The following is a 23,291-nucleotide window of genomic DNA, read 5'->3' on the forward strand; positions in this document are numbered from 1 at the left end:
TCGGCGCGCAAAGAACCCGTCGCGCCTACCGTGCGTCGTCGATGGCGCGTTCGATCCGGTCGAAGCCCTCTTCGAGACGGTCGAGGCTGTTGGCGAAGCTCAGGCGAACCCAGCCCGATCCGACCTCGCCGAAGCCGTCACCCGGCGCGAGGACGACGCCGTACTCCCGGAGGAGGTGTTCGGCAATCTCGAGGCTCGTCCCGGGGAGGTCGAGGTCGAGGAAGGCGTAGAAGGCACCCTCCGGCCGGGGGCAGGTCAGGCCGTCGATGGTCGCGGCGCGTTCGACCACGTAGTCGCGGCGCGTGTGGAAGGCGTCGTACATCTCCTCGGCGGCATCCTGTGGTCCGGTCAGCGCCGCGAGGGCGGCGTGCTGGCTCACGCTCGACGCACAGGAGGTGGTCGACTCGTGGATCTTGGTCGCCTGATCGACGATGTCGGTCGTTCCCGCGAGCCATCCGACGCGCCACCCGGTCATGGCGTAGCGTTTCGAACAGGAGTTGACCGTGAGGACGTTCTCCGGGTGTCCCGCCATGGCGGCGACGCCCTCGGGCGCTCGGTCGTAGCTGAGTCCGAGGTACACCTCGTCGGCGACGACGTAGGCGTCGTTGTCGGCGGCGGCGTCGACGACGGCGCGGACCTCGTCGGCGTCGTAGGTGCGCCCGGTGGGGTTGTTGGGCGAACAGAGAATCACGAGGGCGGTGTCGGGACCGATGGCGTCGACGAGGCGGTCGGCGTCGAGGGTGAACCCCGATTCGGCGGGCATGGGAACCGGGTTGGGAACCCCGTCGGCCATCCGGGTCTGGACCCAGTAGTTGGGGAAGCCGGGCGTCGGGAAGACGACTTCCTCACCGGGCGAGACGGTACAGAGGGCGGCGAGGTGAAGCGCCTCCATCCCGCCCGCGGTGACGATCACTTCGTCGGGGGTGACCCGGACGTCGTAGTCGCTCGCCATGTGATCGGCGATAGCGTCGCGGAGTTCCGGATTGCCGGCGTTGGTGGTGTAACTGGTGTGGCCGTCCTGCGCCGCCGTGCAGGCGGCGTCGACGACGTGAGCGGGCGTGTCGAAGTCGGGGATGCCGACTTCCAGCCGCACGAGGTCCTCGTCCATCTCCTCCGCGATATCGAACATGTAGCGGATGCTGGAGCGGTCGACGTTGCGGACGCGGTCGGTGGGACCGAGAGTCATACTGAGCGGTGGCCCGGCGGTGCGAAAAGGGGTTCGATCCCCCGTCAGCTACATGGCCCGGCGCGGCCACACTGTGGACGATGCGACTCCGACCCACCTACTTTTTCGGCGTCTACCACTGGCGCGAGCGGCTGTCACGGATCGCGCTCTCGACGCTGCTGATCTGCGCGGCAGCCGCGGCCGTTCGACGTGGTCGTCGGCTCGTCCGCCTCGCCGCCGTCGCCGTCGGTCTCGGTGCGGCCTACCGCGGCGGCGACGCCGCCCGTCGCCTCCTCACGCCGCCCCCGTGGGCGCTCGACTGCGCGAAGTACGACGGGTTGGCGTCGGTCCTCTCGCTCGACGATATCGACCGCCACCTCGACGTGGGCTGTGGCTCCGGCCGGTCGCTGGTTGGCCTGGCGCCCCACCTGCCCGACGACTGCCACGTCGTCGGCCTCGACGTCTTCGACGACCGGGTGATCCTCGGCAACGGGCCCCAGCTAGCGCGGCGAAACGGCGCCCGAGCCGGTGTCGACGTCTCGCCCGTCAGAGGCGACGCCTCCCGTCTCCCCTTCGACGACGGCAGCTTTGACCTCGTGACGGCCTGCCGAGTCGCCCACGACGTGCCCGTGGAGCGACGGGACGCGGCCTTCGACGAACTTCGACGGGTGTGTGCCGACGGCGGGACCGTCGGCCTGCTGGAACTCCCGATCACGCCCGAGGGCGTGAGCGACTACGAGGCGTACTGGCGGCGGTGTCTGGAGGACGCGGGGTTACGGGTCGAGCGGGTGACGACGGTCGAACGGGAGCGGCGGCCGGGGCAGCCGTACGTCGCCATCGCCGCGACACCGCGGTGAGTCGGAATTTGGCTACCCGCGGAGCCAGTCGCTCCGGTAGAGGTAGCCGGTGAGAATCGCCGTACAGAGGAGTGCGAGGCCGGTTGCGACGAGGCCAGTGGGGTCCGGGACGAACAGGATTCCGAGGGCGCTCCCCGCCATCGACCCGATGAGCAGGCAGGCGAGGAGGCGGAGGGCGGGTGCGACCACGGTCGGCGCTTCGGACGCTCGAAAATAATTCTGTTGCATGCGACGAACCGGCGGGCTTTAGGGTCGCATCCACCTGTGAACGCGTATGAACCACGAGGAGTTCCCCACGGATCGGCCGGCGGTGGTGACCTGCGGGTTGCCCTACGCCAACGGCGACCTCCACATCGGGCACCTCCGAACGTACGTCGGCGGCGACGTGTTTGCCCGCGCCCTGCGCAAACTCGGGCAGGAGACGGCGTTCGTCTCGGGGTCCGACATGCACGGTACCCCCGTCGCGGTCAACGCCGAACAGGAGGGCGTCTCGCCCGAGGCGTTCGCGCTGGAGTGGCACGAGACCTACGAGGCGACGTTCCCGAAGTTCGGCGTCGACTTCGACAACTACGGCCACACCCACGACGCGACGAACGTCGAGACGACGACCGACATCGTCCGGGCGCTGGAGGACAACGGCCACGTCTACGAGAAGGAGATCATGGTGGCCTACGACCCCGAAGAGGAGCAGTCGCTCCCGGACCGCTACGTCGAGGGGACCTGCCCCTACTGCGGCGCCAAGGCCCGCGGCGACGAGTGCGACGAGGGGTGTGGCCGTCACCTCGAACCCGGCGAAATCGAGAACCCCGAGAGTACGATAACGGGCAACCCCGCCGAGTACCGGGAACAGACTCACAAGTTCTTCCGCGTCTCGGCGTTCCAGGAGTACCTCGGCGAGTTCATCGACCGCCTCGAAGGCACGGCCAACGCGAAAAACCAGCCCCGCGAGTGGATCGAGGGCGAACTCCGCGACTGGTGTATCACCCGCGACATGGACTGGGGGATCGACTACCCAGAAGGAAAGGGTGCGGACGACCTCGTCCTCTACGTCTGGGTCGACGCCCCCATCGAGTACATCTCGTCGACCAAGCAGTACACGGAGCGCGTCGGTGCCGACGTCTACGACTGGGAGGAAGTGTGGCGCGAGGGCGGCGGAGAAATCGTCCACGTCATCGGCCGCGACATCATCCAGCACCACACGGTGTTCTGGCCCGCCATGCTGCGGGGCGCGGGCTACACCGAACCCCGCGCCGTGATGGCGAGCGGGTTCATCACCCTGAACGGCAAGGGCTTCTCCACCTCCCGGAACCGCGCCGTCTGGGCCGACGAGTATCTGGACGAGGGCTTCGACCCCGACCTGCTCCGGTACTACCTCGCCACCAACGGCGGGTTCCAGCAGGACGTGGACTTCTCGTGGGAGCGCTTCCGCGAGCGCGTCAACAACGAACTCGTGGGGACGGTCGGCAACTTCGCGTACCGTGCGCTCCTCTTTGCCCACCGTGAGTTCGGTGGGACGCCGGACGCCGAACTCTCCGAGGAGGTACGCGAGCGCATCGAGACGGCCATCGACGACTTCGCCGCGGCGGTCAACGACTACTCGATCCGGGAGGCGGGCGACGCGGCCGTCGCCCTCGCGGGCTTCGGCAACGAGTACATCCAGCGCAACGAACCGTGGAACCTCGTGGACGACGACCCCGAGCGCGCGGCGCAGGTGATCCGCGACTGCGTCCAGATCGCGAAGGCCGTCGCCGTCCTCTTTGCCCCCGTCGCACCCGGCACCTGCGAACGCCTGTGGTCACAGGTCGGCGGCGAGGGATCGGTCCACGACGTGACCGTCGACGCGGCGCTCGAACCACCCGCGGCGGACCTCGACGAACCGGCCGAACTCTACGAGAAGATTCCGGACGAGCGCGTCGAGGAACTGAACGCGAAACTGGCGGAGCGCGTCGAGGCGGCGGAAGCCGACGACGACGAAGACGACGACGAGAGTGATTCCGACATGACCGAGACCGATTTCGACCCCATCGAATCCGACCGCATCGACTTCGAGACGTTCCAGGACCTCGACGTTCGCGTCGGGGAGATTCTGGAGGCCGAAGGGATAGAAGGGGCGGACAAACTCGCCCGCCTCGTCGTCGACATCGGCGTCGAGGAGCGACAGATCGTCGCGGGCATCAAGCAACTCCACGACCTCGATACGCTGCCCGGGACCCGGGTGATCGTGCTGGCGAACCTGGAGCAAGCCGAACTGTTCGGCGTCGAGTCGAACGGGATGGTGCTGGCCGCGGGCGAGGAGGCGGACCTGCTGACGACGCTCGGGGACGCGCGGCCGGGCGAGCGGGTTCGATAGGCCGGTCCTTCACGAACGTTTCCCGTCGCCGCCCGCTTTTTTGTCGGCCCCCGGCGAAGGGGCGGTATGCGACGGGCAAAGATCGTCTGTACGTTGGGCCCCGCCTCCGACGACCGGGGAACGATCCGCGAACTCGCGGACGCCGGGATGGCCGTGGCCAGGCTGAACGCGAGTCACGGGACGCACGCGGACCGCGCGGAGGTGATCGACCGCATCCACGCGGTCGACGCCGCGGTCGACGATCCGCTCTCCTCGATGCTCGACCTTCAGGGCCCCGAGGTCCGGACCGCGGAGATCGACGACCCCATCGATCTGCCGACGGACGCGACCGTCCGGTTCGTCGAGGGCGATACGGCGACGCCGGAGGATGTCGGCCTCTCCTACGCGATTTCGACCGTGGAACCCGGCGACACCGTCCTCCTCGACGACGGTCGTATCGAGACGCGGGTCGAGGCGGTCGACGGCGACGTCGTGACCGCCCGCGTCGTCTCCGGCGGCGAGTTGGGGAGTCGCAAGGGCGTGAACATCCCCGGCGTCGACCTGGACCTCGACGTGGTGACCGACCGCGACCGCCGGGACATCGAGGTGGCCGTGGAGGGCGACGCCGACTTCGTCGCGGCGAGTTTCGTCCGCGACGCCGACGACGTCTACGAGGTGACCGACGCCATCGAGAACGCGGGCGGCGACATCCCGGTCGTCTCGAAGATCGAACGCGCGGGCGCGGTCGACAACATCGACGAAATCGTCGAGGCGTCCTACGGCGTGATGGTCGCGCGCGGCGACCTCGGCGTGGAGTGCCCGCTGGAACACGTGCCGATGGTGCAAAAGCGAATCATCCACAGCGCTCAGGACGCGGGCGTCCCGGTCATCACGGCGACGGAGATGCTGGACTCGATGGTCCACTCGCGGCGGCCGACGCGGGCCGAAGCGTCGGACGTGGCGAACGCGGTCCTCGACGGTACGGACGCAGTGATGCTCTCGGGCGAGACGGCCATCGGCGACCACCCCGTGCGCGTCGTCGAGACGATGGACCGTATCGTCCGCGAGGTGGAGCGCAGCGACGAGTACGCCGAGACGCGAGAGGGGCGGGTGCCGCCGGCGGCGGAGGGCTCCCAGACGGAGGCGCTGGCGCGAGCGGCCCGCTTTCTCGCCCGCGACCTCGGCGCCGCGGCCATCGTCGCCGTCTCGGAGTCGGGCTACACGGCACGGACGACGGCGAAGTTCCGCCCCGGCGTGCCGGTGGTGGCGACGACGCCCCGAGACCGGGTGCGCCGCCAACTCGCGCTCTCGTGGGGCGTCGACCCCCAGTACGCCGCCTACCGCGAGGACATCGAGGGGATGATCGACGCGGCGGTCGACACCGCCATCGAGGCCGGCGCCGTCGAGAGCGGCGACACCGTCGTCGTGCTCTCGGGGATGATGACCGAACTGGAGGGGACGAACACGACGAACATGCTGAAAGTCCACGTCGCCTCGGAGACGGTCGCGACGGGGCGGAGCGTCGCCCGCGGCCGGGTCGCCGGCCCCGTCTTCCGGTGTCCGGACGGCGACCTCTCGGACGCTCCGGATGGAGCCATCGTCGTCCTCCCGGCGACGTTCGACGGGGAGTTCGCGGGCGACACCGGTCGGATCGGCGGCATCGTCGACGCCCGGCCGGGGATGACGAGTTACGCGGCGATGGTCGCCCGCGAGCGCGGCGTCCCCATGATCAGCGGCGCGCCCCTCCCGGACGACGTGGCCGACGGCGCGACGGTGACGCTCCACGCCGACCGTGGGATCGTCTACGAGGGCGACGTGACCCCGCGCGAACACCAGCGATAGCGGGCGGCCGGTACCCCTTTCCGTCGCTACCTCCTACCGGCGCCTATGAGTGCGCTGTCCGACGACGAACGCGACGACGACGAGTCGCCGTGGCGGTTCGCCGTCGACGAAGTCGGCGAGGATGCCCCCGAACCGGAGACCATCGACCCCGAGACGCCGGAGGCGGAGAACGTCGTCTTCGTCCTCCTCGGCGTGGCGCTCTCGGCGCTGATCTTCTACGCCGCGTTCGGCAGTCTGTGAGGTGGCCGCCTTCGCCACGCCACACGTCGCCCCAGCCGACAGTATAAACGCCTCCGGCCCAAACCTCGGCGTATGGTCGTTCCCATGGGCGTCCTCCAGGCGGGGTTCGAACTCGGCCCGGAGACGCTTCCCCTCCTGTTGATCGTGGCGGGGCTCGGGCTCTCCATCGCGGAGGCGATGGCGCCCGGCGCCCACTTCGCGGTCCTCGGGGTAGCGTTGCTCGCCGCGGGCATCGTCGGCTTCCTCCTCGGGCCGCTCGCCGGGCCGCTCGTCCTCGCCGTCCTCGTCCTCGTCTTCGGGAGCCTCGCGCTCGCCGGCTACCGCCGGTTCGACTTCTACGGCGACTCGGGAGCCGGACAGACGAGCGACTCGGCGTCGCTCCGTGGCCGCACCGGCCGGGTGACCGAACGCGTCACCCCGCAGTCGGGAAGCGTCAAACTCGACCGCGGCGGCTTCAACCCCAACTACGCCGCCCGCTCCATCGACGGCACGATTCCGGAGGGCACCGAAGTGCTGGTGGTCGACCCCGGCGGCGGCAACGTCCTCACCGTCACGTCCTTGGAAGACGTGGAGGACGACATCGACGCGGAACTGGCGCGGGGGCGGGCGGCGATGGAGGCGGACGCCGACGCCGACGCCGACGAGGACGCCGAGACGGCCGACGCCGACGGCGAACCGGAGCGAGCGTAGCGGCCGGCACCGTGGCGTTTAAATCGCGGCCGCTCCGAACGGACCACAATGGCTTTTGAGGAGCTGCTGAGCGATCCGGTGATCCAGAAGTACCTCCACGAGCTCGTCGGACCGACGGGGATGCCGGTCGCCGCCGCGCCGCCGGACGGGGAGGTGACGGACGAGGAACTCGCCGAGGAGTTGGGGCTCGAACTGAACGACGTGCGCCGTGCCCTCTTCATCCTCTACGAGAACGACCTCGCGAGCTACCGCCGCGTCCGCGACGAGGACTCCGGGTGGCTCACCTACCTCTGGACGTTCGAGTACGAGAACATCCCGGAGAACCTGGAGGAGGAGATGTACCGCCTGCTCGACGCCTTGGAGGAGCGACTGGAGTACGAACGGACCCACGAGTTCTACCTCTCGGAGCCCGCGGGCATCCGCTTCGAGTTCAGTGAGGCGATGGAGTTCGACTTCCAGTGTCCGGAGACGGGCGCCCCGCTCGAACCCATGGAGAACGACGATCTCGTCGAGGCGACCGAACGCCGCATCGAGGAGCTTCGGAACGAACTCAACGTGGACGTCACCCGCTGATGGTCGTTCTCGCAACCAAATGTTACGTCGAGGGGTCGGCGCGGGAGCGGGCACTCGACGGGATGCACTCCCTCGTGGACAACGTCGTCGGTGACCTCGACGTGGAGTGGGAGGTCGGCGTCCGCCACGACGACTTCGTCTCGGTGACGATCACCGGCGACGACGCGGTGGTCGCCCGCAACGCTCTCGGCGAGGAGTGGGGCACGGTCGGCACGGGGTTCGAGGACGGCGAGGTCTACGTCGGCACGCTCGAATCGTGGGACGAGGACGGCTTCGTCCTCGACGCCGGCGAGCGGGTTCGGATTCCGGCCGACGAGTTGGGACTCGGCCCCGGCACCCCGTCCCAGATCCGGGATCGGTTCGGCCTCGTCCAGCACGTGCCGCTCCGCTTTGTCGCCGGCGACCCGCCGCGGCTGGCTGACGTTGAGCGCGACCGGCTCTTCGAGTGGACGCGGAGCGACAACGGCCGCCTGAACGTCAACAGCGCCACGCGGGGCGAGGTGCGGGCGACGCTGAACCGCGCGGGGCACGCCCGCGACGTGGTGACCGTCGAGCGTCTCGGCTTGCTCGAACAGAGCGTCGTCTGCGCGGAGGGCACCGATCCGCCGGGGCTGCTCGCTAGCGTCGGCGAATACTTGCCCGCGGAGCTCAAATGTGTCATTCCCTGAGTGATGAACCGCCGGCACCTGCTTCCCCTCGCGCTCGTCGTCCTCGCCCTCACGTCCGGCTGTGCCGGGTTCTTCGGGTCGAACTCGATCTCCGACGACCGACTCGACGAGGAGCCACCCGCCCCGTACGTCTGGGACAGCGACGTGAATGCCCACATCACGCTCACGGAGAACGCCCGCTTTCAGGCGGTGTACCGACTGAACCGGTCGTCGGTCGAACTGTTCCGTCGCGACGGCTTCGGCGGGCGGAATGCGATACCCATCTCGGCGGTCCGCTACCGCTACCCCAACGGGACGGTCATCACGGGCACGGAACTGCAGGCGCGCGGCGGCGCCGTCGACCGCTCGCGATCGCGCGTGTCGATCACGCTCCCCTCGGGCGCCGAGAGTGGCAAACTCGCCTTCACCTCCGACAGCACGCCCAAGCGATTCAGCCTCCCGACGTTCGTCAACGGCTCCTACGCGGTCGTGTTGCCGCCGAACCGCCGGGTCGAGGTGTTCCCGTTCGGAAAGGTCACGCCCGGCGGCTACGAGGTCGAAACCGACGGCGACCGGCGGATCATCCGCTGGGCGAGCGTCGAGACGGACGCCGTCTCGGTCCAGTTCTACCTCCAGCGTGACCTCTACATCTTCGGCGGCGCGGCGGCGGTTCTCGCCGTCGTCGGCGCAGTCGGCCTCTTCTACTACAAACGCCGGATCGACGAACTCCGCCGGCAGCGGGAGGAACTCGGCCTCGACGTGGATACCGAGGACGACGAGTTCCGCGACGATCCGCCGCCGGGGATGGGTTGAAACGACCCGGTCGGCCGGCACGAACCGCTCTGCGGTCGTTCGGATCGAGTGTCGATTCGCCCGCGTCGGGGGTGGCGTTACGTCGGCCCGACGTATCGGTAGTTCCCGAAGCCCACGAGCGGGAAGAAGACGACGCCGAGGAAGGCGAGCCCGAGTCCGAAGCCGATACCTTTGCCGAAGGCGCGAGCGACGCCGGCGTGAATCCGGTACAGCGCGTAGAAGTTCACGATTGGGACGATCAGCACCAGCAGCCACCACCAGGCGTTCTCGCCGATTTTGAGCATGACGTACAGGTTGTATATCGGCACGATAGCCTTCCAGCCGGCGTGATTGGCCTTCTCGAACACCTGCCACATGCCCGCGAGTTGGATCAGGACGAAGAGCACCTGAATCACGAGGACGAGACCACCAGCCGCGTCGCTACCTTGGAGGGGGATCGACATCACTGACGGGACCATACCGGCCGTGTCGAACGCGATCAAAAGAACATACCGGTTCGACACGCTCACCGTGCCCGGCACGGCGACCGATTCCCGCGTCCACTCGCCCCCGTCTCCGTCACGACCCTTTTCACGCCCCGCCGCCTACGACACCCCATGCGAGTCGCGGTCGTCACCGTCGGCGACGAACTGCTGTCCGGGGATACGGTCGACACGAACGCCTCGTGGCTGTGTGACCGCCTCGACGAGCGCGGCGTGTCGGTCGAGCGGATCACGACGGTTCCGGACCGGATCGCCGACATCGCCCGCGTCGTCAACGAGTACCGCGCGGAGTACGACGCGGTGCTCGTCACCGGCGGCGTGGGACCGACCCACGACGACGTGACGATGGACGGCGTCGCCGCGGCGTTCGGACGCGAGGTAGTCCCCAACGAGGACGCCGAAGCGTGGATCGCGGAGCACGGCGACTACGCCGTCGCGGACCTGACGGAGGGGACGACCCACCTCCCCGCGGGGGCGCGGCTCCTCCCCAATCCGGAGGGGGTCGCGCCGGGGGCCGCCCTCGAGGGCGTCTACGTCATGCCGGGCGTTCCGGCGGAGATGAAGGCGATGTTCGAGACGGTGGCCGCGGAGTTCGAGGGGGAGCCGACCCACGTCGAGATGGTGCGGACGAGCGAACCGGAGAGCGCGCTGCTCGACCGCATCGCGGCCGTCCGCGAGGAGTTCGACGTGACCGTCGGGAGCTATCCGGGCGACGATGTGCGGCTGAAGGTGATGGCGACGGACGCGGAGACGGCGGCCGCGGCGGCCGCGTGGCTCCGCGAGCGAGTCGAGGAGTGAGCGTCAGCGGTACAGATACAGCAGCCAGAGGGCGGTGACGAGGAGGCTGAGCAGCAACACGGCCGCGCCGGTTTCCGCGATGGGGAGGGGTTCCCCGGACTGAAGCGGGATCATGAGCGGGGGTAGCGACGGGACTCGCTTAAGACTGCTCATCGCGCGCCGCTGACGCCCGACCCGCGAGGCTTTTCCCCGCGCTACCGTAGGGATGAGCATGCGACTCGGGTTCGTGGTCAACCCCATCGCCGGCATGGGTGGACGAGTCGGCCTGAAAGGCACGGACGACAAGGTCGAGGAGGCGCGCGCCCGCGGGGCCACGCCCCGGTCACCGGACCGCGCCCGCCGTGCCCTCGCGGCCATCGCCGAGACGGTCCCCGACGTGACGCTGTTGACGTGGGGCGAACCGATGGGTGCCGACATCGCCCGCGACGTGGGACTCGACCCCGAGGTGCTGGGATACCCCGAGGGGTCGGAGACGACGGCGGCCGACACCCGCGCCGCCGTCGCGGCCTTCCTCGACGCCGACGCCGACCTCGTCTGTTTCGTCGGCGGCGACGGGACGGCCGCGGACGTGGCCGAGGCTCTGGAGGGAACCGAGGTGCCGATGCTCGGGGTTCCGGGCGGGGTGAAGGTATACTCCTCCGTGTTCGCCGTCTCGCCCGAGGACGCCGCGGACGTACTCGCTTCCTTCGAGCGGACCGAGCGCCGCGAGGTGATGGACATCGACGAGGACGAGTATCGCGAGGGATCGGTGAACCCGGAACTCCGGGCGGTGGCGTGGGTGCCGGTCGGGGAGGACCTCCAGTCCTCGAAGCAGACGGGCAGCGGGAACGTCGAGGCGGTGGCCGAGGGGGTCGCCGAGGAGGTCGAACCCGGCGTGACCTACGTCCTCGGCCCCGGCAGTACGGTCGGGGCGGTCAAGGAGGCGCTGGGCTTTGCGGGCTCGCCCCTCGGCGTCGACGTCTGGCGCGACGGTGAGGTGCTCGCCCGCGACGCGAGCGAGGCCGAAATCCTCGACGTCCTCGGCGACCGAAACGTGATCGTCGTCTCGCCCATCGGCGGGCAGGGGTTCATCTTCGGGCGTGGCAACCCCCAGCTCTCGCCGGACGTGATCCGGCGATGCGAGGTCGAGGTGGTCGCCTCGCGGTCGAAACTCGACGACATCGGGGCGCTCCGAGTCGACACCGACGACCCGGACCTCGACGCCGAGTTGCGGGGGTGGACTCGCGTCCGAGTCGGGCGTTTCGAATCCCGCCTGCTCGAAGTTCGGTAAAACCGCCACACATCAATATCTATCATGAGGTATAATGATGCATAGTCAAGATTAAGGTCGCTGGAACAGATAGGTGTGGTATGGAAACACGGAAAGTGCAACGCTTGGGCCCTTCGACGCTGGCGATGACGCTCCCGGCGGAGTGGGCCAAAGAACACAACGTCGAGAAGGGGGACGAGGTGTCGCTCCGGATGGGGGGCAAGGGGACGCTCACCGTCCTCCCCGAGTCGGCGAGCACGGAGGGGTCGACGGCGACCATCCACGCCGACAACCTCGACTCCCGGGCGCTCGAACGCGCCATCGTCGCGCAGTACGTCCTCGGACGGCGGGTCATCCACATCGAGAAATCGGAGGGGGCCCTCGACAGCGAGCACATCAACGCCGTCTACCGCGCGGAGACGCAGTTGATGGGGCTCGGCGTCATCGAGGAGACGCCGGAGCGAATCGCCATCCGGTGTTCGGTCGACCCCGAGGACTTCACCCTCGACAACCTCCTCGAACGCCTCGAGAACACGGGGAGTACGATGCGTGGCGAGTCGATCAAGGCGCTCGCCCACGGCAACGCCGACCTGGCCGAACGGGCGCTGAACCGCGAGCGACAGGCGAACAAGATATTCGTCCTCCTCTTGCGTCTGATCTTCATGGCCTACCAGAACCCGAACCTCGCGCGGGCGGTCGGTCTCGAATCCGGGTTCCCGCTGATCGGCTACCGGTCGGTCGCGAAGAACCTCGAACTCACCGCCGACAACGCCGAGGACATCGGGAACATCGCCCTGGACGCCAAGAACAACACCCTCGACGTGGACGGATCGACGATGCGCCGCATCCGCGAGTTCACCGACCAGGTCGACGAAATCACCGCCACCGCCGTCGAGGCCGTCGTCGAACGCGACTACGACAAGGCCATCGCCGTCGGGCGGATGTACGAGGAGATCACCGACCGGGAGATGGAACTGATCCGGAGCCTGCCGGACATGCCGAAAGTCGAACTCCTTCGGACCCGCGAGGTGCTCGTCAGCCTCCAGCAGACCGCGCAGTACGCGATGCGAAACGCCGAAATCGCGGCGAACCTCGCGCTCAACGAGGAGTCCGAGCACGTCACCATCGAGTAATCCCCTCTTTTCGACCGCTATCGAACCGCCGCGTCCAGGGTCGCCGATCCCGGTATCCCGACCGAGAGCAGGCCGCCGTCGTCGTCGTCGGTCGGCGTCGCCGTGGGCGTCGGGGTGGGCGTCGCCGTCGCCGTCGGCGTCCCGTCGCCGTCGTCGAGGAGGCCGTCGTCGTCGCTCGGCGTGGGGGTCGGCGTCGCGGTGCCGTCGTCGGACGTGGACGTCGGCTCCGGCGTAGGGGTCGGTGTGGCGGTGCCATCGCCGCCGCCGAGGAGGCCGTCGTCGTCGCTCGGCGTGGGGGTCGGCGTCGACGTGCCCGACGGCGTCGGCGTGGCCGTCCCGTCCGCGGCGTCCGATTCCTCGGCCTTGTTGTCGAAGATGTCCGTCTCGATGGTCCGGGTGTAGGTCAACGGATCGAGCGGCACGTCGACGGTTTCGGTCGGGAGTTCGAATCGCGCCGAGAAGTCGATGCGGAGATCCGTCACCTGATCGTTCTGCAGGTGGCTCACCCACCACTCGTCGATGTTGTCGTTGTTCAGGGTCGTCGTCGCCCGGATGGTTCGGGTCTCCCCCGGCGGGATGACGCCCTGGTCTTCCGTCGTCCCGTTCCCCATCTCGATGTCGTTCATCGTCGCCCGGTAGCTGAGTTCGGAGACGGGGATGGCGTACGAGTTGGGGTTGTAGACGACGAAACGCATGTCGATGTTCGTCTCCGCGGCGCTCACCTCGCCCCACTGGGCGCTGGTCTCCCTGATGACGAGGAGGGGACCGCCGGTCGGCGACGACCCGACGGGGCGGTCCTCGGTGGAGTTGAACGCGGAGATGATGTCCGTCTCGATGTCCCGGGTCACCTGCGGGGCGCCGAAGGAGGCGCCGAGCGTCGAGGAGTGGACGTCGGCGTTGACCGCGAGGGTCGTCCGCTCGTCGTTGCGGACGTGACTCACCCACCACGTGGGGATGCGTTCGTTCGCGAGGCGGGTCGTCATCGGTACCGACGACTGCCCCTGTGGGAGGGAGAGGCCGCCCTTGGTGCCCGTCGCCATCCGGATGCCGTTCATGTCGATGGCGTAGTCGACGGTGAGGCCGCCCAGGGTGGCGCCGATGGGGTTCGGATTCCGAACCCGCAGGTCGCTCTCTATCGTGGTCGTCGTCTCGTTGACGGCGCCGAACCGGTTGTCGACGCCGGCGACGGACGGTTGACTGAGAAAGAAGACGGCGACGCCCGCGAGGAGAAGGACGGCGACGACGGCCAACGTCACTACTCGTCTAGTCGTCGATACGATCCGGCGAAGCCAAGAGAGCATACGGTTCGGACGGACGCCCGGAGACATACGGCTTGTGGCTTCGTGCCGGTCACTTCGCTCGAAATCGCCCACGAGACTTTTTAACCCCTCGGTCGTAACCCGCAATCGCTCCGAATGTCTCGACACGCAGCTAGACCTCCCGGTGACCGGGCCGACCTCGAATGGTGTCACGAGGCGGTGCAGGGCGTCTCCCGAACGTTCGCGTTGACCGTCGACGTGCTCGACGAACCGATGGCGTCGTACATCTGTATCGGCTACCTCCTCTGTCGCGTTCCTGATACTATCGAGGACGCGGACCACGTTCCGCCGACCGAACAGGCCCGCCTCCTCCGCGAGTACGACCGGGTGCTCGATCCGGCCGACGAGACCGGGGCCGAGGACTTCCGGGCGTCGGTCGACGAGTGGCTCCCCGAGCCGGAGGGGCGATCCGAGGACTGGAACGTCGTCGCCAGCACGCCACGGATCGTCCGGACGTTCGAGGCGCTCCCCGAGGACGTCCGGGAGGCGGTCACGCCGCCGGCTCGCGAACTCGTCCAGGGGATGGCGATGTTCGTCGAGCGCTACGCCGACGAGGGCGGCCTCCGCATCCAGTCCCGCGAGGAACTGGAGGAGTACTGTTACTACGCCGCCGGCACCGTCGGCAACCTGGTCACCAACCTGCTGGCGCGGGGCGACCTGAGCGAGGGGCGCCGCGCCCGGCTCTACGACACCGCCGAGGAGTTCGGCCTCCTGCTCCAGCTGGTCAACGTCGCCAAGGACGTTTACGACGACTACACCGAGGAGGACAACGTCTACCTGCCGGCGGAGTGGCTGGCCGCCGAGGACGTTCCACAGGACGAAGTGCTCGCGCCGGAACACGCGTCGGGCGCGGCGGCCGTCGTCCGGCGCACCGCCCGCCACGCGCGGTCGTTCCTCGACGACGCCCAGACCTACCTGGAGACGGTCCCCACGACGGACGGCAACACCGTCGCGGCGTGGGCCATCCCCTTCCTGCTCGCGGTCGGGACGCTCCGCGAACTGCTCGAACGCCCCGAGGACGCCCTCTCCGCGACCGGGGTCAAGATTTCGCGCCAGGAGGTGTTCGCCGTCGTCACCGAGATGACGGGAACCCCCTCCGACTCGCTCGCGGACCTCCGGGAGGATATCGCCGGCCAGCCGTACCACCGGGCGAGCGGGCAGGCGGACTAGGTCACCACCGCGTACGTCAGCAGGAACCCGAAGTAGAGCGCGACGACCCCCGCGAGCGCGAGCAGTCGGAACCGGCGGAGGTCGTCGGTCTCCGCGTCGTGAGCCGTCTCGTACGCCGCCCGTTCGTCGTCGGACAGCGCCGCCGCGTGGTCGAGACCGCGGTGGAGCGCCAGATACCGCTCGCGGGCGAACGGTCGTCCACAGTGCTCACAGACGTGGGGTGTCGCGTCGGGGGGAACGTCGGTGTCGAAGTCGGTCATGATCAGGTGGCGATGAACGGCGGTGTGACGTACGGTTCGGCGACGATCCAGAGGCTGAGCATGGTGTATCCGACCATGACGGCGGTGACGCCGTACTGGCTCCGCACGGCCTGCAGGCGCGAGGGAAAGAGGTCGTAGGCGGTGGCGTGGGCCACCCACACCGCGAGCAGGTGGCCGAGGAGGACGCAGGCGAGTTCGAGGCCGCCGAACCACGCGGGCAACCCGGCGAGTTGGGGCGGCGACGGCGGCGGCGCGAGCGGCGACGCGGCGACGGCGACGAGCGTCGGCGAGAGGACGAGCACCGACGCGAGGTTGTGCGCGAGGTGGTAGCCGGCGGCGATGGGGAGCAAGGAGGGGGCGAAGCGCCGGGCGAGGTACGTCGCGGAGAGATACGTCTCCGCGCGCCGCCGGCCGAGACGGGCCGACGCACGGTACGCAAGGTAAAACAGCGCGGCGCCGAGGAGGTAGGCGCCGAGGTAGACGACGACCGGCGGGACGCCCGCACCGACGACGGCGCGGGCGCCGCTCGCCCACGGGCCGGTCGCGACGAAGCCGTCGTACGTCGTGACGAAGAGGAGCGTGACCACGAACGCCACGTCGTCGCGGCCGTCGAGGACGGTGTCGGGGAGGGCGCCGCCGGGGAGCCGCAGGCGGAGGCGGCCGTCCTCGACGCCCACGGGTGCCAGCCGACCGTAGTAGCGGAACGCGCGGGCGAGCGGGTCGGCGCGTTCGAACCAGGTGTCGGCGCCGACGACGACGGCGCCGCCGACGGTGACGACGGTGTATGTCACGAGCACCGACGCGAGCAGTCGCGGGTCGTCGGCGAGCGGCGTCGCGACTTCGATCCACACGAGGAGGAGGAGGCCGGCGACGCTGGGCCACGACCCGATCCGGTCGGGGTAGGGGCGGTCGAGTGACGGGAGCGCCTCGGCGAGGGTTCGGAAGGGATTGAGCGCCGGCCACGAGTTGCCGAGGAGGTACGTGGAGGCGACGTAGCCACCCCACCACGCCACCCAGACGACGAGGATGGCGAGGTTTCTCACTCCCGAGGCTCGGTCGAGGAAGCCGACGAGGAGCGTCAGGGCGAGGACGGAAACGCCGGCGACGCGGACGAGCGCCCGGAGGGCGCGGCCGGGGTCGGGCAGCGCCCACCCCCAGTCGTGGACGGCGGCGACGAGTCGGCGGTCGGTGACGAAGCTGGCGAGCAGAAAGGAGACGCCGACGACGCCGCCCCCGGTGAGCAGGAAGAGCCACGTCGGGACGGCGAGCGGATCGCGCGTCGCGCCGGCGAGACCTCCGCTGTGGGCGGCGACGACGCCGACCCACGTCGACAGACCGACGGTGGCCGTGAGGGTGAGGCGGGTCGCTCGGGGGACCGGGACCATCGTCCCCCGGTTGGGGACTCCCCGACGAGTAGCTTCCGGAAGCGACTGGCCGCGGCGGTTGGGAGGATTTTTGGTAGTTGAATCGCAACGGGGGGATATGGCTACGGATCACGGTGACGATCACGGACATCACCTCCCGGCCGTCGAGGACTGGCCGCGAGGCTTCGGCGAGGCGAGTTGGTGGCCGTTCATCACGGCGCTGGGCGCGGGAGGACTCTATCTCGCGGCCGCCCTGTACATCGTCGCGGGCGGCGACGAATCGACGATCAACCCCATGCTCGCTCCGATCGGGGCCGCCGCGAGCGTCGGGACCTTCCTCCTCGGGCTGTACGGCTGGCTGTATCACGCCTTCGTCGCCGAGTTCTGGTCGCGAGGCACCAACGAGACGAGCGCGTCCGCGCTCCGCTGGGGGATGATCGCCTTCCTCGGGTCCGAACTCGCCACCTTCGGCGCCGTCTTCACGTACTACTTCTTCATCCGCGCGGGGACGTGGCCGCCGGGTGAACTCCCGCACCTGACGGGATCGCTCGTCATCATCAACACCGTGATTCTGGTGGCGTCCAGCCTGACGCTCCACTGGGCACACGTCGCCATCCGAAAGGACGACCGCCGAAAGTTCGTCCTCGGCCTACTGGCGACGCTCCTGCTCGGCGTCGTCTTCATCGGGGGACAGGTGTACGAGTACTACGAGTTCATCGTCCACACCGAGTTCACGATCACCTCCGGGCTGTTCGGCTCGGCCTTCTACGGCCTGACCGGCCTCCACGGCCTCCACGTCTCGCTCGGCGGTGCGCTCCTCGCCATCGTCACCATCCGAGCGCTCGCGGGTCAGTACTCCGCCGAGCGCCACGTCTCGGTCAGCACCGTCTCGATGTACTGGCACTTCGTCGACGTGGTCTGGATCTTCCTGGTCGTCATCCTGTACGCTGGCGGCGCGCTCGGCGCCTGATACGGTTTATTGTACGTCATTATCCGGTGGTTCGTCTGGACGGTCCGACGAACCACCGGTACACAGGTACAACGATCCGTATGTGTCGGCCCCCTGCCGCCGTGGATTTATGTGGTCTCACGCGACACTCGTGAGCATGGACGACCTCGACCAACTCGTGTCGTCGCTGACGCCCCGTGAGGAGAACGACGAGATCAAACTCTACCAGAACACCGTCTCCGTCGCGTGTCCGGTCTGTGAGAACCCGTTCGACGACCTCGTGGTGTGTAAGAACGAGGAGACGAGCCTCGAACAGATCGAACCGCTCGACATCTGCGTCACCGTGTACGAGGGTAGTCCGCTGCTGTTCACGCACAAGCACTCATAAGGCTCCGCACCCCGACCCCGTGGTATGGCGCGCGAAGTCACCCACACCGCGACCGGGCCGAAGATCATCACGCCCGAGGACATCGACGACGAGAAAGGCGACGTGGCCATCTGTCTGTGCGGGCTGAGCGGCTCTTACCCCTTCTGTGACGGCTCCCACCAGCGGGCGGAGGACGAGGACCCCGACGAGCGGTACAAGTACGTCGACGGGGAGCGCCGGCGTATCTCGATAGCGTTCGAGGATTCCTGACGGCGCGGGCGAGTGGCTTCGGGTGGCCGACCCATCCCGGGTGCCGGAAACTATTTGGCTCGCTTTCGTCCATCCCTACACAAATGGACGGCGAGATTCTCGACGCGGTGGCCGAGTGGGGGACCCGTCCCGTCGCGGACGGCGTCAGCGGCCTGTACGAGTTGGCCGACGGGGAGTTCACCGGCGCCGTCTCCGACGGCACGACGTGGGCGTTCGTCCTCAACGGTCGCTTCGTCGGCGTTTTCGACGGCGTCGTCGAGGACTTCGAGGACGCCTCGCTGACGGCCTACACCGCTCCCGACCTGTCGCTGCCGCTGCTCTACGCGATGCAGGCCCGCGGCGGCGAGGTCCGGGGGCAGTACTACTCGAACGACACGCCGCTGTCGGAACTCGACGACACCCTCTCGTCGGGCAAGTTCGTCGGCTACGTCGAACTCTCCGAGAACGTCCTCTCGGGGGACTACTACGTCGTCTACTACGGCGGCCGCGCGCTCCCCGTCGCGTTCGTCGGGAACAACCGCCGCCTGCTCTCCGGCGACGAGGCGTTCGAACGCGCCGCCGACGAGGTGGGTATCTACTCCGTCGTCGACGCCGATATCGAGGTGGTCGACCTGCCGGAGCGACCCGAGGGCGCGGCGGCATCGAAGTCGGAGTCCGACTCCACCGACGAGTCCGGCGTCGTGATCGCCCCGGACGCCGACGACGAGGCCGCGACGGAATCCGAGCCGGCGACCGACGCCGACGGCGGGGCCGCGTCGGGGGACGCGGCCGCTGCCTCCACCGTCACCGACGACGAGGTCACGTCGAAATCGGAGTCGACGACCGACGCCGACGACGCGGCCGACGGGGACGGCGCGACGGAGGCGGTGGACGACGGCGCGCCCTCCGGGGGCGACGACTTCGAGTCGCTCGGCGAACTCTCGGGGGTCGACGACACCGAGGCCGACACGGTCGAGTCGGCGTCGCCGGCCGACACGGACGACGCCGAGGCCGAGACCGACCACTCGTCGTCCGACGACGTGGCGACGGACGCCGACGCGACGGACGAGGCGGTCGGCGGGACCGAAGCCGAGGCCACGTCCGGGGACCGTGACCGGCTCCACCGCGAACTCGACGCCGCGCGCGAGCGGATCGCGGAACTGGAGACCGAACGGGATCGGATCGCGGGCGAGCGCGACGACCTCCGCGCGGAGGCCGACCGCCTCCGTGAGCGGGTGGCCGAACTGGAGGCGGCGGTCGAACGGCTCGAAGCCGAGTCGGCCGACGACGCCGAGGCGCCGCCGGACCGGACGCTCGACCCGGACGAGGCGCTCTCGGGGACGAACCTGTTCGTTCGCTACGCCGACAAGGCAGACGGGACGGTCGAACGCGCCGCGGAGGGCCGGATTTCGGCGGCGGAGCTGCGCGACAACCTCCGCTTGGAGTACCACACCGAGTTCGAGAGCGAGGGCGTCAGCGTCGACGGCCGACCGTTCGAGGCGTTCCTCCGGGCGACCCCCGAACACCAGTTCGCCGAGTGGCTGTTGACCGCCGTCGTCTACGAGATTCGGCAGACAGACACGCGGGCGGAGCTGTCGAAACTGTACGAGGCCATCGAGAACGTCGACCGCATCGACCTCGACGGGGAAGTGGACGTGACGGTCGAGGACGGCGAGAGCGGGGCGGAGTCCACGACGGTGACCTTCGACGTCGTGTTTCGGGACAAGATGGGCGATCCGCTCTTCGCGGCGGCGTTCGACGACTCGCGGGAACCGACGCGCGCCGGGGCGATCCGGTCGCTCGTCGACGGTGCGCGGTCGGTGAGTCAAGCGGTCGAGGCGTTCGCCGCGGCCTTCGTCGTGACGACGAGTTTCTTCGACGCCGACGCGATGGAGGTCGCAATCGACGCCACCCGGGGCGGGCTGTTCAGCCGCAGTTCACGGAAGAGCTACGTCAAACTGTCGCGCAAATCCGGGTTCCACCTCTGTCTGGTCGAGGCGCGAGACGAGGACTTCTTCCTGACCGTACCGGAACTCTAGCTCTGGATCTCGGCCGTCTCTTCGATCTTCATCGAATCGAGTTTCTCGACGATGGCGTCGATCTTCTCGTCGAGTTCGTCGACGAAGTCGGCGGTGTCCTCGGTGGTGATCGCCCCCTGACTCGACGGTTCGATGAGGTTCTCCTCCTCGAGGACGCGGAGCGAGTACCGGACCTTGTGGTGGGGGTATCCCGTCTCGTTGGACATCTTCACGATGCCGATCGGTTCGTTGCCGATGACCATCTTCAGCACCTGTAGATGGCGTTCGAGCATATCGACTTCTTTCTCGAGCCTGTCTATCATGACACTTGTTAACTTGTCGTAGCGGGTTTTAAAAGTTGCTGTGGGACCCGGCGTGCGAAAATGGACATCTAGGTCACAGGAGTGAGAGTAGTTAACGCTTCGGGTTGCGGCGGAACGAGTGCCGTCGGCCGATTCGTCCCGAACTCGTTCGGCCACCGCGTCGTGAGCGTATCGTAATCGGTTTAGCGAGTGGCGTGGAATCCTCGCCCGGACATGACTGTCACCATCGTCGGGTCCCAGCTCGGCGACGAGGGCAAGGGCGCCCTCGTCGACCTGTGGGGTGGGAACGCCGACATCGTGGTCCGATACCAGGGCGGGGACAACGCCGGCCACACCGTCGTCGAAGGCGGCGAGGAGTACAAACTCTCCCTGGTGCCGAGCGGCGCCATCCGGGACAAGGTTGGTGTCCTCGGCAACGGCTGTGTGGTCAACCCGCGGACGCTGTTCGACGAACTCGACGCGCTCCGCGAGCGGGGGCTCGACCCCGACGTGCGCGTCGCACGCCGTGCGCACGTCATCATGCCGTACCACCGCGTCCTCGACGGCATCGAGGAGGAAGCAAAGAGCGACGACGACCTCGAGGCCGGCACCACCGGCCGCGGCATCGGCCCGACCTACGAGGACAAGGTGGGCCGGCGCGGCATCCGCGTCGGCGACCTGCTCGACCCCGACGTGCTCCGGGACCGACTGGAGTACGTCGTCCCGCAGAAGCGCTCGGTGGTCGAGGACGTCTTCGGGATGGAGACCGGCGAGGAGTTCGACGTGGACGCGCTCCACGAGGAGTTCGCGGCCGTCGGCCGTCGCCTCGCCGCGGAGGACATGACCGTCAACGCGGGCGACTTCCTCGGCAACGAACTCGACGACGGCTCGAACCTGCTGTTCGAGGGCGCGCAGGGCACCTCCATCGACATCGACCACGGCATCTACCCCTACGTCACCTCCTCGAACCCCACCGCCGGCGGCGCCTCGACGGGGACGGGCGTCGGCCCGACGGTGATCGGACAGGGCGAAGTCGTCGGCATCGTGAAGGCCTACCTCTCCCGGGTCGGCACCGGTCCGCTCCCGACCGAACTCGACGGCGAGGACGAGGACCTCGCGGACTACATCCGCGAGAAAGGCGGCGAGTTCGGCACCGTCACCGGTCGACCGCGTCGCATCGGCTGGCTGGACGTGCCGATGCTCCGCCACGCCGCACGCGCCAGCGGGTTCACCGGCATCGCGGTCAATCACCTCGACGTGTTGGCTGGCTTGGACGAGGTGCAGGTCGGCGACGCCTACGAACTCGACGGCGAGCGACTGGAGACGATGCCCGCGACGACCGAGCGCTGGGCGGACTGCGAGCCGATCCTGAAGGAGTTCGAGCCGTGGCCCGAAGTCGACTGGGCCGCCGTCGCCGCCGACGGCTACGACGCCCTGCCCGCCGGCGCGCGGACGTATCTCGACTACCTGAGCGGGGAAGTCGGCGCGCCAGTCTACGCCGTCGGCGTCGGCCCGGACCGCGCCGAGACCATCGAACTCGTCGATCCGTTCGATCGGGACTGATCCGTCACCGGGGCAACCGTTTTAGCCTCCGCTCGTCCACGTACACGCATGGTGACCACGACCGAACGGGACGGCATGACGTGGTACGAGTGTGAGGTCTGTGGGATGTTGTTCGACGCGCGGGAGGACGCGAAACAGCACGAGGAGACGTGCGACGACGACACCGCCGACCCCTCCTACCTGCAGTAGCTATTCGTCGACCAGTTCGTACGACTCCTCGCCCCAGTCGTCCTCGACGAACACGAACACCCGCCCGCGGGCCACGTCGAGGTCGGCCTGTATCCGACACCGCATCCCGTCCGGCGTGGCGACGGTAACGCCCGGGAAGATTTCCTCCGCCTCGCCGCCGTCGAGGACGATCCGACCCACGCCGGTCGACTCCAGGATGTCGTCGTGGGTCTTGCGGTCGTTGACGTACAGCATCACGCCCTCGGTCCCCTCGGGATCGGTCACGAGGACGTGAACCTCCTTGCCCGGTGCGGCCGTGAGCGTCCCCTCGGCCTTCTGCGGGACGCCCCGGTACAGCGTCGTCCGCCCGTCCAGATACTCGACCTGCACGCCCTCCTCGAGCAGCTCGACCGGGAGCGTACTGGGTGCCACGTCGCTTCGGATGCTCATACGGCCGGTTTCGTGCGCCGAGGCAAAAACGTCGCGTCTACGGAGCCGCTGCCTCCCGGTGGGACGCCGGATCGCCACGGCGATCCACCGGTCACGACGCTCGACCCACCGTCTCACCCGACCGAGAAGGATACGGTTATAATAACGCCGTCCGTCCTTCCGTTCGTGTCCGTCTCACGTCCCGCCTGGCGCACCGCCGCCGCCACCGGTATCGCCTACCTCGTCGCCCTCGCGGCGCTGTTCGTCCTGCTCTTTGTCGGCCCGTACGTCGTCTTCGGTGCCGTGTAAAAAACC

Annotated in this window: 27 protein-coding genes; 19 read left to right on the forward strand and 8 right to left on the reverse strand. The window is 68.6% G+C overall.

Going from position 1 to position 23,291, the window contains the following annotated elements; genetic code table 11:
- Positions 1 to 25 precede the first annotated feature (25 nt).
- Entirely contained in the window at positions 26 to 1,186 is a 1,161-nt protein-coding gene (locus DU484_RS06835) for a pyridoxal phosphate-dependent aminotransferase (protein WP_262342881.1), read from the reverse strand.
- Between the two features lie 80 nt (positions 1,187 to 1,266).
- Here DU484_RS06835 and DU484_RS06840 point away from each other — a divergent pair, with 80 nt between their 5' ends.
- Positions 1,267 to 2,022 carry a class I SAM-dependent methyltransferase gene (locus DU484_RS06840; protein ID WP_114585371.1) on the forward strand — a complete coding sequence of 252 codons (756 nt, stop codon included), beginning with the start codon at positions 1,267 to 1,269 and terminating at the stop codon, positions 2,020 to 2,022.
- A gap of 12 nt (positions 2,023 to 2,034) precedes the next feature.
- Here the strand turns inward: DU484_RS06840 and DU484_RS19465 are convergent, their stop codons facing one another.
- A complete protein-coding gene (locus tag DU484_RS19465) occupies positions 2,035 to 2,211 on the reverse strand; it encodes a hypothetical protein (RefSeq protein ID WP_157969275.1) in 177 nt (58 codons plus the stop codon).
- 85 nt (positions 2,212 to 2,296) lie between these two features.
- Between DU484_RS19465 and metG the strand changes: the two genes are divergently transcribed.
- The 7 genes from metG to DU484_RS06875 all read left to right on the forward strand — a co-directional run bounded on the left by metG (position 2,297) and on the right by DU484_RS06875 (position 9,156).
- Positions 2,297 to 4,372, forward strand: coding sequence for a methionine--tRNA ligase (metG, locus tag DU484_RS06845; RefSeq protein WP_114605474.1), 2,076 nt, complete (start codon positions 2,297 to 2,299; stop codon positions 4,370 to 4,372).
- A 66-nt stretch (positions 4,373 to 4,438) separates the two neighbouring features.
- Positions 4,439 to 6,193, forward strand: a complete 1,755-nt coding sequence (gene pyk, locus DU484_RS06850; RefSeq protein ID WP_114605475.1) for a pyruvate kinase — start codon at positions 4,439 to 4,441, stop codon at positions 6,191 to 6,193.
- A gap of 45 nt (positions 6,194 to 6,238) precedes the next feature.
- The gene (locus tag DU484_RS06855) at positions 6,239 to 6,433 is read left to right on the forward strand and encodes a DUF7312 domain-containing protein (RefSeq protein WP_114585374.1); all 195 of its coding nucleotides are present in this window, start codon (positions 6,239 to 6,241) and stop codon (positions 6,431 to 6,433) included.
- Between the two features lie 72 nt (positions 6,434 to 6,505).
- The gene (locus DU484_RS06860) at positions 6,506 to 7,123 is read left to right on the forward strand and encodes an NfeD family protein (RefSeq protein WP_114585375.1); all 618 of its coding nucleotides are present in this window, start codon (positions 6,506 to 6,508) and stop codon (positions 7,121 to 7,123) included.
- Between the two features lie 48 nt (positions 7,124 to 7,171).
- Positions 7,172 to 7,696, forward strand: coding sequence for a transcription factor (locus tag DU484_RS06865; protein WP_114448050.1), 525 nt, complete (start codon positions 7,172 to 7,174; stop codon positions 7,694 to 7,696).
- Positions 7,696 to 8,364 (forward strand): DUF2110 family protein, encoded by a 669-nt coding sequence (locus tag DU484_RS06870; protein ID WP_114585376.1) that lies wholly within the window; start codon positions 7,696 to 7,698, stop codon positions 8,362 to 8,364. Before DU484_RS06865 ends, DU484_RS06870 begins: the two co-directional genes overlap by 1 nt.
- A gap of 3 nt (positions 8,365 to 8,367) precedes the next feature.
- On the forward strand, positions 8,368 to 9,156 hold the full coding sequence (locus tag DU484_RS06875; protein ID WP_114585377.1) for a DUF5803 family protein: 789 nt from the start codon (positions 8,368 to 8,370) through the stop codon (positions 9,154 to 9,156).
- Positions 9,157 to 9,233: 77 nt separating this feature from the next.
- Here the strand turns inward: DU484_RS06875 and DU484_RS06880 are convergent, their stop codons facing one another.
- On the reverse strand, positions 9,234 to 9,614 hold the full coding sequence (locus tag DU484_RS06880; protein ID WP_114605476.1) for a DUF5684 domain-containing protein: 381 nt from the start codon (positions 9,612 to 9,614) through the stop codon (positions 9,234 to 9,236).
- A gap of 138 nt (positions 9,615 to 9,752) precedes the next feature.
- On the opposite strand from DU484_RS06880, the gene DU484_RS06885 reads away from it, so the two are divergent.
- The 3 genes from DU484_RS06885 to DU484_RS06895 all read left to right on the forward strand — a co-directional run bounded on the left by DU484_RS06885 (position 9,753) and on the right by DU484_RS06895 (position 12,818).
- Complete coding sequence (locus DU484_RS06885) at positions 9,753 to 10,436, forward strand: competence/damage-inducible protein A (RefSeq protein ID WP_114605477.1); 684 nt, start codon at positions 9,753 to 9,755, stop codon at positions 10,434 to 10,436.
- Positions 10,437 to 10,647: 211 nt separating this feature from the next.
- A complete protein-coding gene (locus DU484_RS06890) occupies positions 10,648 to 11,706 on the forward strand; it encodes an ATP-NAD kinase family protein (protein ID WP_114605478.1) in 1,059 nt (352 codons plus the stop codon).
- An 80-nt stretch (positions 11,707 to 11,786) separates the two neighbouring features.
- Positions 11,787 to 12,818 (forward strand): phosphate signaling complex PhoU family protein, encoded by a 1,032-nt coding sequence (locus tag DU484_RS06895; protein ID WP_114585381.1) that lies wholly within the window; start codon positions 11,787 to 11,789, stop codon positions 12,816 to 12,818.
- A 17-nt stretch (positions 12,819 to 12,835) separates the two neighbouring features.
- On the opposite strand, the gene DU484_RS06900 is transcribed toward DU484_RS06895, so the two are convergent.
- Positions 12,836 to 14,119, reverse strand: coding sequence for an LEA type 2 family protein (locus tag DU484_RS06900; RefSeq protein ID WP_114605479.1), 1,284 nt, complete (start codon positions 14,117 to 14,119; stop codon positions 12,836 to 12,838).
- Between the two features lie 114 nt (positions 14,120 to 14,233).
- Here DU484_RS06900 and DU484_RS06905 point away from each other — a divergent pair, with 114 nt between their 5' ends.
- Positions 14,234 to 15,307, forward strand: coding sequence for a phytoene/squalene synthase family protein (locus DU484_RS06905; RefSeq protein WP_114605480.1), 1,074 nt, complete (start codon positions 14,234 to 14,236; stop codon positions 15,305 to 15,307).
- Here the strand turns inward: DU484_RS06905 and DU484_RS06910 are convergent.
- Both DU484_RS06910 and DU484_RS06915 read right to left on the reverse strand, forming a co-directional pair.
- A complete protein-coding gene (locus DU484_RS06910; RefSeq protein WP_114585384.1) occupies positions 15,304 to 15,567 on the reverse strand; it encodes a DUF7410 domain-containing protein in 264 nt (87 codons plus the stop codon). The genes DU484_RS06905 and DU484_RS06910 overlap by 4 nt on opposite strands.
- Positions 15,568 to 15,569: 2 nt before the next feature.
- Positions 15,570 to 16,952, reverse strand: a complete 1,383-nt coding sequence (locus DU484_RS06915) for a hypothetical protein (RefSeq protein WP_222844886.1) — start codon at positions 16,950 to 16,952, stop codon at positions 15,570 to 15,572.
- A gap of 97 nt (positions 16,953 to 17,049) precedes the next feature.
- On the opposite strand from DU484_RS06915, the gene DU484_RS06920 reads away from it, so the two are divergent.
- From DU484_RS06920 to DU484_RS06935, 4 genes are all read left to right on the forward strand, one after another.
- Positions 17,050 to 17,901, forward strand: a complete 852-nt coding sequence (locus DU484_RS06920) for a cytochrome c oxidase subunit 3 (protein WP_114585385.1) — start codon at positions 17,050 to 17,052, stop codon at positions 17,899 to 17,901.
- 136 nt (positions 17,902 to 18,037) lie between these two features.
- On the forward strand, positions 18,038 to 18,268 hold the full coding sequence (locus tag DU484_RS06925) for a DUF7385 family protein (protein ID WP_114585386.1): 231 nt from the start codon (positions 18,038 to 18,040) through the stop codon (positions 18,266 to 18,268).
- A 24-nt stretch (positions 18,269 to 18,292) separates the two neighbouring features.
- On the forward strand, positions 18,293 to 18,517 hold the full coding sequence (locus DU484_RS06930) for a CDGSH iron-sulfur domain-containing protein (protein WP_114585387.1): 225 nt from the start codon (positions 18,293 to 18,295) through the stop codon (positions 18,515 to 18,517).
- Positions 18,518 to 18,600: 83 nt separating this feature from the next.
- Positions 18,601 to 20,535, forward strand: a complete 1,935-nt coding sequence (locus DU484_RS06935; protein WP_114605481.1) for a DUF7527 domain-containing protein — start codon at positions 18,601 to 18,603, stop codon at positions 20,533 to 20,535.
- Here the strand turns inward: DU484_RS06935 and DU484_RS06940 are convergent.
- Entirely contained in the window at positions 20,532 to 20,837 is a 306-nt protein-coding gene (locus DU484_RS06940) for a hypothetical protein (RefSeq protein WP_114448036.1), read from the reverse strand. The two genes, DU484_RS06935 and DU484_RS06940, sit on opposite strands and share 4 nt — an antisense overlap.
- A 213-nt stretch (positions 20,838 to 21,050) precedes the next feature.
- On the opposite strand from DU484_RS06940, the gene DU484_RS06945 reads away from it, so the two are divergent.
- The gene (locus DU484_RS06945; RefSeq protein ID WP_114585389.1) at positions 21,051 to 22,379 is read left to right on the forward strand and encodes an adenylosuccinate synthase; all 1,329 of its coding nucleotides are present in this window, start codon (positions 21,051 to 21,053) and stop codon (positions 22,377 to 22,379) included.
- 48 nt (positions 22,380 to 22,427) lie between these two features.
- Positions 22,428 to 22,568, forward strand: coding sequence for a DUF7128 family protein (locus DU484_RS19955; RefSeq protein WP_187347777.1), 141 nt, complete (start codon positions 22,428 to 22,430; stop codon positions 22,566 to 22,568).
- On the opposite strand, the gene DU484_RS06950 is transcribed toward DU484_RS19955, so the two are convergent.
- Positions 22,569 to 22,997, reverse strand: coding sequence for a DUF5796 family protein (locus tag DU484_RS06950; protein ID WP_114585390.1), 429 nt, complete (start codon positions 22,995 to 22,997; stop codon positions 22,569 to 22,571).
- Between the two features lie 165 nt (positions 22,998 to 23,162).
- Here DU484_RS06950 and DU484_RS20325 point away from each other — a divergent pair, with 165 nt between their 5' ends.
- Positions 23,163 to 23,285, forward strand: a complete 123-nt coding sequence (locus DU484_RS20325; protein ID WP_262342882.1) for a hypothetical protein — start codon at positions 23,163 to 23,165, stop codon at positions 23,283 to 23,285.
- The last annotated feature ends 6 nt before the right edge of the window (positions 23,286 to 23,291 follow it).

This window comes from Haloplanus rubicundus (assembly GCF_003342675.1).
GTDB lineage: Archaea > Halobacteriota > Halobacteria > Halobacteriales > Haloferacaceae > Haloplanus > Haloplanus rubicundus.